Below are 12,294 nucleotides of genomic sequence, written 5' to 3' on the forward strand. Positions count from 1 at the left end.
TTCTTATTGGTCTTCCATGGTTTTGGAATGGAGCACCGACATCGCATGCTTGGATACCGGCCCTCGCTGTTGGTCAGGTTTTGCACCCTTGTAGTTGTGTCGTCCAACGCCCTTAGAAAAGCAGAATTAACAGGAAAACAACAACTCTTCATTTCGTCGATATCGTAAAAATTGCACGGCGCACGTCATTATCGTCAAAATGCATTTTAAATCCTTTTAAATTATAAAGTTGCATTAATTCTCACAAAGTAAAAAGTCACCTTGCCACTCCCTGTTGCAACGATAATGTGAGCTGGATCGTGCTCGTTTTTTCCCCGTTGACACGGCTTATTTTTGCGCAGGAAACAAGCGGCTCATGTGGGCTGAGAGAAGTGTGCGCTGGTTCACGGGCGCGTGCGAAAAGAGCAAGGGGAGGTGAGCGGTGACGAGGGGCGGCACAGGGGATGACATGGGGGCATGCAAGAGCCTGACGGGCGGCGGACATTAAAAAAGCCAGTCGGTGAGACCGACTGGCTTTGAGGGGGAGTGGCGTGATTATTCCACCAGGCTGGCCCAGAGGTCGTACTCGTCCGCTTCGTCGATGCGGACCTTGACCATGTCGCCGGGCTTGAGGCCGGTTTCACCGTTCAGGTAGACCAGGCCGTCGATCTCGGGGGCATCGGCGGCGGAGCGGCCGGTGGCGCCCTCTTCGTCCACCTCGTCGATCAGCACCAGCATCTCTTTGCCCACTTTACGGGCCAGCTTGCGGATGGAGACCTGCTGTTGCAGTTCCATGAAGCGCTGGAAGCGCTCTTCCTGCACCTCGGCCGGCACCGGATCCGGCAGCTCGTTGGCCTTGGCACCCTCGACCGGGCTGTATTTGAAGCAGCCAACCCTGTCCAGTTCCGCCTTGTCGATGAAGTCCAGCAGCATCTGGAACTCTTCTTCGGTCTCGCCGGGGAAGCCGACGATGAAGGTGGAGCGCAGGGTGATCTCGGGGCAGATCTCGCGCCACTTCTGGATGCGCTCCAGGGTGCGCTCGACGGAGCCGGGGCGCTTCATCAATTTGAGGATGCGCGGGCTGGCGTGCTGCAGCGGGATGTCGAGGTAGGGGAGGATCTTGCCGTCGCGCATCAGGGGAATGACGTCATCCACGTGCGGGTACGGGTAAACGTAGTGCAGGCGCACCCACATGCCGAGCTTGGCCAGCTCTTCGCACAGGGCCACCATGCTGGTCTTGACCGGCATGCCGTCGTAGAAACCGGTGCGGTGCTTGACGTCCACGCCGTAGGCGGAGGTGTCCTGGGAGATCACCAGGATCTCCTTCACGCCAGCCTCTTTCAGGCGCTTGGCTTCGGCCAGTACTTCGCCGATGGGGCGGCTCACCAGATCCCCGCGCATGGAGGGGATGATGCAGAAGGTGCAGCGGTGGTTGCAGCCTTCGGAAATCTTGAGATAGGCGTAGTGGCGCGGGGTCAGCTTGACGCCGTGGGCCGGCACCAGGCTGGTGAAGGGGTTGTGGGTGGGTTTTTCCACGTATTTGTGGACGTGGCCCAGCACCTCTTCATAGGCGTGGGGACCGGTTATTTCGAGCACCTTGGGGTGGATCTCGCGGATCTGGTTCTCTTTGGCACCCAGGCAGCCGGTGACGATCACCTTGCCGTTCTCGGCCAGGGCCTCACCGATGGCTTCCAGGGACTCCTGCACCGCGCTGTCGATGAAGCCGCAGGTGTTGACCACCACCAGCTCCGCATCGTCATAGCTGGGCACCACGTCGTACCCTTCGGTACGCAGCTGGGTCAGGATGCGTTCGGAATCGACCAGGTTTTTGGGGCAACCCAAGGAGACGAATCCTACTTTGGGGGCCTGTTTTGTGTTGGACATCGCTCAATCACTCTTAGGTGGCTCTTATTCAAGGGCGCGGATTTTACCGGAATGGCTAACCAAAAACTATACAGCCGACACGTCGGAAGCGAACAATCTCTTTGCCCGGGGAAGCGGGGTGGGGCGGGCGTGACATGACCACGGGCAGGGAGGGGGCCGTCGCCGGTGCGGGCGGGATCACGATCCCTGTGCGCCGTCACCATTTGGCAGGAGGGGCAAAACGGGTGTCACTATACTCCCAACAGGCCTATCAGAAGGATGTGCGGGATGGAGAGTTCATTTGGTGAGAAAGTGCAGAATGTGCACGCCACCCTCAGGCAGCGGTTTGACAAGTTGAGCCGGGTGGCGATTGCCATCTACGACCCGCAGACTGACCAGCTCAAGACCTTTGCCCACAGCACGGACGGTGGCTCGCAGCTGTTGCAGTACGAGGTCAGGCTGAGCTAGGTGCCTTCCCTGCGCTACCTGGCCGAGCACCAGCGGCCCAGGGTGCTCGACACCCTGGATTCCCTGCTGGGCTCCCCCTCCGAGCACAGCCGCAAAGTGCTGGCGGCCGGTTACGCGTCGAGCTATACCGAGCCGCTGCTGCTCAACAGTCGCTTGTTCGGCCTTCTGTTTTGCGATGCCAAAGAGCCCGGTTACTTCGATGGCGCCATTTGCGGTGAGCTGGCGGCCTATGCCCAGATCCTGGCGGCCATCATCGCGGTGGAGTTCTTCTCCATCCAGACCCTGAACGGGGCCCTGACCACGGTGCGGGAGTTCAGCCGCTACCGGGACGAGGAGACCGCCAATTACCTGCACCGCATGTCGGCCTATTCGCGGCTCATCGCCAGGGAGGTGGCGGCCCATTACCCCTTGAGTGACGAGGAGGTGGAGTTCATTCACCTCTTCTCCGAGCTGCACGATATCGGCAAGATTGCGGTGCCCGACGCCATCCTGCTCAAGCCGGGCAAGCTCACGGCCGAGGAGTACGGGGTGATGAAGAGCCACCCCTTCAAGGGGCGGGAGATGATCGCCCTGATGATCCGCGAGTTCGGCCTGGACGGTATCCATCACACCGACATGCTGAAGAACATCATCGCCTACCACCACGAACGTTTCGACGGTCAGGGCTATCCGGAAGGACTGGCGGGGGAGGCGATCCCCCTGGAAGCCCGCATCGTCGCGGTGGCGGATGTGTTTGACGCCCTTACCAGCGAGCGCCCCTACAAGCAGGCCTGGCCCCTCGAAACGGCCTTTGAATACCTCAAGACCCATGCCGGCAGCCAGTTCGACCCTGTCTGCGTCGCGGCGGCGCTGCAAAGCCGGGAGGCGTTTTGTGCCATCCATCGGCAATATCGGGATCCCGTGATCACCTGATTGCGCCCCTCTCTCCTCCCCGGTTTCTCCCGGATTCCCCAGGCCCCGTCATCTGATGGCGGGGCCCTGGGGCCCTCTCGTTTCATCGCCTTTTGGTGCATCCGGCGCCGGGGGTTGTTCTGCGGCATTGCGGCTTTGCGGCGGGGCAGGGCGCCGCGGTGAGCGGGGCGGCCAACGGGAGGATTGTCCGGGGTAAGGTCATAAGAGTGCCTTATAAAAAGAGGCCAGATATTAGCCGTATGACTGACATGAGGCCGCTGGCGGGCACGACATGGCCGGGGCGGCGCCTCTGGCGGCCCGTCCCGTCGCGATGTCGGCTCGGTGGTGGCACTTTGATCATTTCAATAATTCTTGTATAGTTGAAATGAAGCATCCAAGGGGGGAGACCCATGAACAAAGAGACGGCCACCAAGGTCTTTGAATCGCTGGCTTCCGGCATCCGGCTCGAGGTGTGGCGGCTGCTGGTCAAGGCCGGGCTGAAGGGGCGGGTCGCGGGGGAGCTGGCCGGCGAGCTCGACATCGCCCCCAATACCCTCTCGTTTCACCTCAAGGGGATGCTCAACGCCGGTCTCTTGTCGGTGGAGCAGGAGGGGCGCTTTCTGCGCTACCGCGCCAACATCCCCCTGATGCTGGGGGTGATCGCCTACCTCACCGAGGAGTGTTGCGCCGGTCATCCCGAGGCGTGCGGCCTGCTGCCCGCCGGGCCCGGCAGCGCTTCCCGCGCCGAGGGGTCGTCGCCCTGCTGCGGCGAGTCGTAACAGGCCATGCCGGGCTGTCGATGCTCATGTGCCGTGTCATTCATCTATCCAACCTGGGGTGCGAGCGTGGATCGCACCGGGAGTCACCATGTCTGCAAACTGTGAGGCCAAGGCAGCCCCTGCCATCGGCTTTTTTGAACGTTATCTGACCGCCTGGGTCGCCCTCTGCATCCTGGTGGGCATTGGTCTGGGGCAGGGGTTGCCGAGTCTCTTCAAGGCCATCGGCGCCATGGAGGTGGCCAGGGTCAACCTGCCGGTGGGGCTGCTTATCTGGGTGATGATCATCCCCATGCTGCTCAAGATCGACTTTGGCGCCCTGCACCAGGTGAAGGGGCACCTCAAGGGAATCGGGGTCACCCTCTTCATCAACTGGCTGGTCAAGCCCTTCTCCATGGCCTTCCTCGGCTGGCTCTTCATCCGCGTGCTATTTGCCGACTGGCTGCCGGCGGATCAGCTGGACAGCTACGTGGCGGGCCTCATCCTGCTGGCGGCAGCCCCCTGCACCGCCATGGTGTTTGTCTGGAGTCGCCTCACCAACGGCGATCCCTACTTCACCCTGTCGCAGGTGGCGGTGAACGACCTCATCATGGTGTTTGCCTTTGCCCCGCTGGTGGCGCTGCTGCTCGGGGTCTCCAGCATAGTCGTGCCCTGGGATACCCTGCTCACCTCGGTGGGGCTCTACATCGTCATCCCCGTCATCCTCGCCCAGCTGCTGCGCAAGGCCTTGCTGAGAAAGGGGCAGGCCCATTTTGACGGCGTCATGACCCGCATCCAGCCCTGGTCGGTGGCGGCCCTGCTGCTCACCCTGGTGCTGCTGTTCGCCTTCCAGGGCAACGCCATCATCGAGCAGCCGCTGGTCATCGCCCTCCTGGCGGTGCCCATCCTGATCCAGGTGCTGTTCAACTCCGGGCTCGCCTACTGGCTCAACCGCAAGGTGGGGGAGAAGCACTCGGTGGCCTGCCCTTCCGCCCTGATCGGGGCCTCCAACTTCTTCGAGCTGGCGGTGGCCGCCGCCATCAGCCTGTTCGGCTTTCATTCGGGCGCGGCGCTCGCCACCGTGGTCGGGGTGCTCATCGAGGTGCCGGTCATGCTGCTGGTGGTGCGCGTGGTCAACGCCAGCAAACCCTGGTACGAGGCGGGACTAAGGCGCTAACGGATGGCCACTAACCCATTTCTATTCACTTGAGTCATGAGAGACAGGCAAATGAGTGCAATCACTATCTATCACAATCCAGAGTGCGGCACCTCCCGCAACACCCTGGCGCTGATTCGCAACAGCGGCGTGGAGCCCACCATCATCCACTATCTGGAGACGCCCCCCTCCCGCGACGAGCTGGTGGCCCTGATCGCCGCCATGGGCATGCCGGTGCGCGATCTGCTGCGAAAGAACGTGCCCCCCTACGAGGCGCTGGGGCTGGCAGAAGATCGCTTCAGCGATGACGAACTGATCGATGCCATGCTGGCCGACCCCATCCTCATCAACCGGCCCATCGTGGTCACCCCCCTCGGCACCCGGCTGTGCCGCCCGTCGGAGGTGGTGCTCGATATCCTGCCTGACCCGCAGCAAGGGGCCTTTGCCAAGGAGGATGGCGAGCAGGTGGTGGACGGTCAGGGCAAACGGCTTCGTTGAGCCCCTGCGCGTCAGCGTCTGACCCGCGCCGGGGGGATGCCCTTAACGGGCAGGCGCCAGATCTGCTACTGTGACCTTCGACTCATCACAGAGGGTGGAAACAATGAAGATTCGATTCTTGGTGATAGCCACGGCACTGGCGCTGGCCTCAACCCCCGGTCTGGCCGACTGGGCAAAGCTGAAGGAGGCCGCCTCCGAACTCGGTACCGCGGTGAGCGATACCAGCAAGGAGGCGTGGAAGGGGATCACCGATTTTTCCAAGGAGACCTGGGAGTCGGTGTCCAGCTGGGGGGCCGAGGCCTACAACAAGGCGGGGGCCTGGACGGCAGAGAGCGCGGCCACCGGCAAGGAGTGGCTGACCGCCGCCGACAAGAAGCTCGACACCATGCTCGAACCCAAGACCCCGGAGGAGGCGAGAACCGCCCTCGATACCATGGCCGATACCGCCCTGGTGCGGCTGTTCAACGAACAGCCCTCGGCCAAGTTGCTGTTTGACAAGGCTTATGGCTATGCGGTGTTCGACTCGCGCAAGTTCTCCCTGATGATCCACACCAATCAGGGGGCCGGGGTGGCCGTCAATCGCACCAGTGGCAAGCACACCTACATGAAGATGTTCGGTGCCGGTCTTGCGGCCGGGATCGGCGGCAAGTTCTACCAGCAGGTGATCCTGTTCGAAGACAAGGCGAGGTTCGATGCCTTCGTCAGCAAGGGGTGGGAAGCCACCTCCGAGGTGGGCGCCGTGGCGGGCAAGGAGAGCGCCGAGCTCACCGCCAAATACAATGGCGGCATGGCCATCTATCAGATTGGCGAGAAGGGGCTGTTGCTTGACGCCAACATCTCGGGCTCCAAGTATTGGCTGGATGATGAGCTGAACAAGTAACCCCTGCCAATCTGACCCGGTCTTTCATGGATGGCTAGAGATGTACCCTGTTTACTTGTAGGGATTTGCAGTAAAAAGAGGGCCTTGGGCCCTCTTTTTCATGGGGGCCGCACAGAGTCCGGCGACCAGGAGAGCAAGATGACCCATGAGGCCGAGCAGGATCGGATGGCTGCCCACCGCCGGGAGTGGGACAAGCAGAGCATCTATCTGCGGCTGCTGCTGGGCGATCCCCCCGGCTCTGCGGCCTGATCCCCGGATGGCCGGTGCCCGCCGGCCTGATCGCGCCCCGCTTTTATCCCTGATCTCGAGATCTCGCTCTGGTTGGCACCTTTATTGCTTCAAGCCAGTCAGTGTCAATGATTTGTCTGGGAAGGGAAGATGGAAATTAGCGCAAGCAGCCTGATGCAAGAGATGCAGGCCCTCAAGGTGGAAGCCGGTGCCACGCCGTTGACCCAGCCCGGTCGTCCGGTCAGCTCCGATTTCGGCCAGATGCTGCAACAGGCCCTGGACAACGTCAACGAGTTGCAGGGCACCGCCAACGATCTGCGTACCCGCTTCGATCTCGGCGACAAGTCGGTGGATCTCTCCCAGGTGATGATCGCCGGCCAGAAATCCTCCATCGCCTTCGAGGCGACGGTGCAGGTGCGCAACAAGATGGTCGATGCCTACAAGACCATCATGAACATGCCGGTGTAACTCGGGCCCATGGCGACCGAGCATCATGAAGATGTCAGCAACAAGGACATAAACCGTGGCAACTGATCAAAACGGCGATCTGCTGATCAACAACGAGGGGGCGGCCGCCCTCGACGAGCACGAGCAGAAGAGCTCGGCGCTGGGCTTCCTGTCCAACACCGATGTGTTGCGCCAGATCACCCTGATCCTGGGGCTGACCATCTGTCTGGCCATCGCCGTCTTCATCCTCTTGTGGGGCAAGGAGCCGGAGATGCGTCCCCTCGGCACCTTCACCACCCAGGAGCTGGTCTCCACCCTGGATTACCTGGATCAGCAGAAGATCCCCTATCAGGTGGATGGCAAGAGCGTGCTGGTCAGTGCCGAAAACTATGCGGACATCCGGTTGCGCCTGACCCGCGCCGGTCTGGCCAACAACAGCGACGCCAGCAACGACGGCGAAGCCATCCTGCTCAAGGATTCCAGCTTCGGCGTCAGCCAGCGCATGGAGAGCGAGCGCCTGAAACTGAGCCGCGAGCGCCAGCTGGCGAGCGCCATCGAGCAGTTCCAGAACGTCGCCAAGGCCCAGGTGCTGCTGGCTATCCCGAAAGACAACGTGTTTGCCCGCAACGAACGCAAGCCCAGCGCGACTGTGGTCCTGAGCCTCAAGGGCAACGCCCTGGGCCAGGGTGAGGTGGACTCCATCGTCGACATGGTCGCCTCCGCCGTTCACGGTCTGGAGCCGACCCGCGTCACCGTGACCGACCAGAACGGTCGCTTGCTCAACTCCGGCTCCCAGGATCCCCTCTCTGCCCAGACCCGCAAGGAGTTTGCGATGCAGCAGAAGCAGGAGCTCGAATACAAACAAAAAATTGACGCCATCCTGATCCCGGTGCTGGGGGCCGACAACTATACGGCGGAGGTGGATCTCTCCCTCGACTTCTCCCAGCAGGAGCAGACCCGCAAGACCTACAACCCGGACCTGCCGGCGGTGCGCTCCGAAATGACCATGGAAGAGAACAGCGCCAGCGGCAGCAACGGCGGGGTGCCCGGCGCCCTCTCCAACCAGCCGCCCGCTGCGTCCAACATTCCCGAGCAGGCAGCCGGCGCAGAAGGAACCGCCTCTTCCGGCCGTTCCCGCAAGGAAGCGACCCGCAACTTCGAACTGGATACCACCGTCAGCCACATCCGGCGCCAGCAGGGCGGCATTCGCCGCATGACGGTGTCGGTGGCGGTGGATTACAAGGCCATCCCCGGCGCCGACGGTGCCGTGACCCGGGAAGCCCGCAGCCAGGCCGAACTCGATACCCTGCGCCGTCTGCTGAGCGGCGGTCTGGGCTTTGACGTGACCCGGGGGGATACCCTGGAGGTGGTCGCCATTCCGTTCAACCGCCCGGAACTCGAGACCGTGGCTGACATTCCCCTCTACGAGCAGCCCTGGTTCTGGCGCGCGGTGCGCATCGCCGCCTCCGTGCTGGTCATCATAGTGCTCATCGTCACCGTGGTGCGGCCCATGCTCAAGCGCCTGCTCTACCCGGACGCCAAGCCGGAAGGGGAGCTGGACTTCGACAACCACACCGTGCTGGGTGGCGACGACGAACTGAGCCTGCTGGCCGCCCAGGCCGAGGCCGAACCGGTATTCGGTCTGCGGGATGGTCAGCTCAAGCTGCCTGACCTGCACCGTGACGAGGATCTGCTCAAGGCCGTGCGCGCCCTGGTAGCGAACGAACCTGACCTGGCCGCCCAGGTCATCAAAGAATGGGTAACCAAAGATGCCTGAAGAGAATAAAAGCCAGGTCACCGGCAACGACATCACCGAAAGCCAGCGCCTGATCCTGGATCAGATGGGCGGCATGGAGATGGCGGCGGTGTTGATGCTGAGCCTCAACGAGGAGGACGCGGCCCAGATCTTCCGCCACCTCGAGCCCAAGCAGGTGCAGCGGCTCGGCATGTCCATGGCCTCCATGTCGGATTTCAGCCACGATCGGGTGGCGGCGGTGCATCGTCAATTTATCGACGATATCCAGAAGTACACCAACATCGGCATCGGCAGTGAAGACTTCGTGCGCAAGGCCCTGGTGGCGGCGCTCGGGGAGGACAAGGCCAGCAACCTGGTGGATCAGATCATCTTGGGATCAGGTGCCCGTGGCCTCGACTCCCTCAAGTGGATGGATGCCCGTCAGGTGGCCAGCATCATCCAGAACGAGCACCCGCAGATCCAGACCATCGTCCTCTCCTATCTGGAGCCGGAACAGTCCGCCGAGATCCTGAGCCAGTTCCCGGAGCAGGTGCGCCTGGATCTGGTGATGCGCATCGCCAACCTCGAAGAGGTGCAACCGGCGGCGCTGCAGGAGCTCAACGACATCATGGAGAAACAGTTCGCCGGTGCAGCCGGTGCCCAGGCGGCCAAGATGGGCGGCCTGAAGGCGGCGGCCAACATCATGAACTACCTGGACACCAACATCGAAGGGCAGCTGATGGACTCCATCCGCGAGTCGGACGAGGAGATGAGCCAGCAGATCCAGGATCTGATGTTCGTGTTCGAAAACCTCATCGACGTGGACGATCGGGGCATCCAGACCCTGTTGCGGGAAGTGCCCGGGGATCTGCTGCAACGGGCCCTCAAGGGGTCGGACGACCAGATGCGGGAAAAAGTATTCAAGAACATGTCCAAGCGGGCCGCCGAGATGCTGGCGGACGACCTCGAGGCCATGGGGCCGATCCGGGTCTCCGAGGTGGAAGCCGCCCAGAAGGAGATCCTCTCCACGGCGCGCCGCCTGGCGGATGCGGGCGAGATCATGTTGGGGGCGGGTGGTGGCGAAGAGTTCCTCTAAGCCATGGGCCATGGAATGTGCGATGATGTCGGCCCCTGTACCCGGCCCTCGATAGGAGTCTCTTCGGCACATGAATGACAAGAACAGCAAACTGCGCGGCTATCTGAGGCCCGATTCCGACACGGCGCAGATTGAGACCTGGGGCTGGCCAGAGATGGAGACCGAAGCCGAGGTCGAGACCAATGCCCTTGGGCTGGCTCCTGACTGGTATCGTCAGGAGCAGGCCGATGCGGCACTGCCGGAAGAACAACCCGAAGAACCCACCCCCAGCATCACCGCCGAAGAGGTGGAGGCGATTCGTCAGGCCGCCTGGGAAGAGGGGATGCGCGATGGGCGCGAGGCCGGTTTTGCCAAGGGGCTGGAAGAGGGCAAGCTCGAAGGCTTGCAGCAGGGCCACCAGGCCGGGCTGGAGCAGGGCAGGGAAGAGGGACTCGCCATGGGGCGGGAGCAGGTGGAGCTGGAGATAGCCCGCTGGCAAGCCCTGGTCTCACGCCTGGCCACTCCCCTTGGCGAGATGGACGAGGCGGTGGAGCAGCAGCTCATCGCCCTGGTGCAACAGCTCGCCCGCGCCCTCATCCGCCATGAGGCGCAAACCTCCCCCACGCTGCTGCTGGAGGCCCTCAAGCAGGGGTTGGCCCTGCTCCCTGCCGCCGAGCAGGGGGTCACCCTGATGCTGCACCCGGAGGACGTGACCCGGGTAGAGGCCGCCTTTGGCGCCGAGGAGTGCGCCAGGCGCCACTGGCGGCTGCAAAGCGAGCCCACCTTCTCCCCCGGCGATCTGCAACTGGCCACCGAGCTTTCCAGCATCGATCTCACCCTCTCCGGGCGCATCGATCAACTGCTGCGCAACTTCCTGCGTGACAACGCGAGCTGAGCCATGGCCCGGTTCGAACCCGTCGTGCAGCGTCCTGCTGACGGCATCATCAGGCACTCATCGTCGGAGGCGACATGACGGCACCCCTTCTTGATCGGCTTAAAGGCTACCGGGTTCGCGAGCAGGCCCCCATACCGCCGGTGGCGGGCAAGCTCACCCGGGTGGTGGGGTTGACCCTGGAAGCCATTGGCTGCCGCGCCGCCATCGGCTCCCTGTGCCGCATCGATACCCAGGATGGGGCCCTGGAGGCCGAGGTGGTGGGGTTTGCCGGGGATCGCCTGTTCTTGATGCCGAGCGAGCAGCTCAAGGGGGTCATTCCCGGCGCCCGGGTGGTGCCCGTCACCGAAGATCACGGCATTCCGGTGGGCATGAGTCTGCTTGGCCGGGTCATCGACGGCATCGGCCAGCCCCTGGACGGGCTCGGTCCCATCCTCTCGTCCCAGACGGTGCAGTTCGCCCAGCACCGCATCAATCCCCTGGCCCGTCGCCCCATCCATCAACCCATGGACGTGGGGGTACGGGCCATCAATGCCGTGCTCACCGTGGGCCGGGGTCAGCGCATGGGGCTGTTCGCCGGCTCCGGTGTCGGCAAATCCGTGCTGCTTGGCATGATGACACGGGGTTCGGTGGCGGATGTCGTCGTGGTGGGCCTCATCGGCGAGCGGGGCCGGGAGGTGAAGGAGTTCATCGAGGAGATCCTCGGCGCCGAGGGACGCGAGCGCGCCGTGGTGGTGGCCGCCCCTGCCGATGCCTCGCCGCTGATGCGCCTCAAGGGGTGCGAGACGGCGCTCGCCATCGCCGAGTATTTCCGCGAGCAGGGGCTCAACGTGCTGCTGCTGATGGATTCCCTCACCCGCTACGCCCAGGCACAGCGGGAAATTGCACTGGCGGTGGGGGAGCCGCCGGCCACCAAGGGCTATCCCCCCTCGGTGTTTGCCAAATTGCCGGCGCTGGTGGAGCGGGCCGGCAACGGCAGCGACGGCCAGGGCTCCATCACCGCCTTTTTCACCGTGCTGACGGAGGGGGACGATCTGCAGGATCCCATCGCCGACGCGGCCCGGGCCATCCTCGACGGCCACATCGTGCTGGCGCGGGAGCTGGCGGATGCGGGGCACTACCCGGCCATCGACATCGAGAAGTCCATCAGCCGGGTCATGCCCATGGTCACCTCGCCTGAGCACATGGAGCTGGCGCGCACCTTCAAGCAGTTCTACTCCCTCTACCAGCAGAACCGGGATCTCATCACCATAGGCGCCTACAGCCAGGGATCGGATCCCAGGATCGACCGGGCCATCATCCAGAAACCCTATCTGGATCAGTTCTTGCAACAGAAGATGCGCGAGGTCATTCCCTACGACGAAGGCCTGCAATCCCTGCACATGGTCGCCATGCCATTGATGCGTTGAGCCGATAATGCCGCTGGA

At 63.0% G+C, this 12,294-nt stretch carries 10 protein-coding genes and 1 pseudogene; 10 read left to right on the plus strand and 1 reads right to left on the minus strand.

Annotation, left to right across the window (positions count from 1 at the left end; translation table 11 throughout):
* Positions 1–534 precede the first annotated feature (534 nt).
* On the minus strand, positions 535–1,863 hold the full coding sequence (gene rimO, locus C3F36_RS17290) for a 30S ribosomal protein S12 methylthiotransferase RimO (RefSeq protein ID WP_041215595.1): 1,329 nt from the start codon (positions 1,861–1,863) through the stop codon (positions 535–537).
* 267 nt (positions 1,864–2,130) lie between these two features.
* Between rimO and C3F36_RS17295 the strand changes: the two are divergent.
* The 10 genes and pseudogenes from C3F36_RS17295 to fliI all read left to right on the plus strand — a co-directional run bounded on the left by C3F36_RS17295 (position 2,131) and on the right by fliI (position 12,276).
* Positions 2,131–3,222, plus strand: a pseudogene (locus C3F36_RS17295) (HD domain-containing phosphohydrolase).
* Positions 3,223–3,611: 389 nt separating this feature from the next.
* Complete coding sequence (locus C3F36_RS17300) at positions 3,612–3,980, plus strand: ArsR/SmtB family transcription factor (protein ID WP_104455527.1); 369 nt, start codon at positions 3,612–3,614, stop codon at positions 3,978–3,980.
* A gap of 88 nt (positions 3,981–4,068) precedes the next feature.
* Positions 4,069–5,133 carry an ACR3 family arsenite efflux transporter gene (gene arsB, locus C3F36_RS17305; RefSeq protein ID WP_104455528.1) on the plus strand — a complete coding sequence of 355 codons (1,065 nt, stop codon included), beginning with the start codon at positions 4,069–4,071 and terminating at the stop codon, positions 5,131–5,133.
* A gap of 51 nt (positions 5,134–5,184) precedes the next feature.
* Positions 5,185–5,610 carry a glutaredoxin-dependent arsenate reductase gene (arsC, locus tag C3F36_RS17310; protein WP_104455529.1) on the plus strand — a complete coding sequence of 142 codons (426 nt, stop codon included), beginning with the start codon at positions 5,185–5,187 and terminating at the stop codon, positions 5,608–5,610.
* 103 nt (positions 5,611–5,713) lie between these two features.
* A complete protein-coding gene (befA, locus tag C3F36_RS17315) occupies positions 5,714–6,490 on the plus strand; it encodes a beta cell expansion factor BefA (RefSeq protein ID WP_048207223.1) in 777 nt (258 codons plus the stop codon).
* A gap of 378 nt (positions 6,491–6,868) precedes the next feature.
* Positions 6,869–7,186, plus strand: a complete 318-nt coding sequence (fliE, locus tag C3F36_RS17320; protein WP_029314161.1) for a flagellar hook-basal body complex protein FliE — start codon at positions 6,869–6,871, stop codon at positions 7,184–7,186.
* Positions 7,187–7,241: 55 nt separating this feature from the next.
* Positions 7,242–8,942, plus strand: a complete 1,701-nt coding sequence (gene fliF / locus C3F36_RS17325) for a flagellar basal-body MS-ring/collar protein FliF (protein ID WP_010673916.1) — start codon at positions 7,242–7,244, stop codon at positions 8,940–8,942.
* Entirely contained in the window at positions 8,935–9,996 is a 1,062-nt protein-coding gene (gene fliG / locus C3F36_RS17330; protein WP_010673917.1) for a flagellar motor switch protein FliG, read from the plus strand. Before fliF ends, fliG begins: the two co-directional genes overlap by 8 nt.
* 70 nt (positions 9,997–10,066) lie before the next feature.
* Positions 10,067–10,870, plus strand: a complete 804-nt coding sequence (fliH, locus tag C3F36_RS17335; protein ID WP_104455530.1) for a flagellar assembly protein FliH — start codon at positions 10,067–10,069, stop codon at positions 10,868–10,870.
* 74 nt (positions 10,871–10,944) lie between these two features.
* Entirely contained in the window at positions 10,945–12,276 is a 1,332-nt protein-coding gene (fliI, locus tag C3F36_RS17340; RefSeq protein WP_104455531.1) for a flagellar protein export ATPase FliI, read from the plus strand.
* Positions 12,277–12,294 lie beyond the last annotated feature (18 nt).

This window comes from Aeromonas sp. ASNIH2, assembly GCF_002934795.1.
Lineage (GTDB): Bacteria > Pseudomonadota > Gammaproteobacteria > Enterobacterales > Aeromonadaceae > Aeromonas > Aeromonas caviae.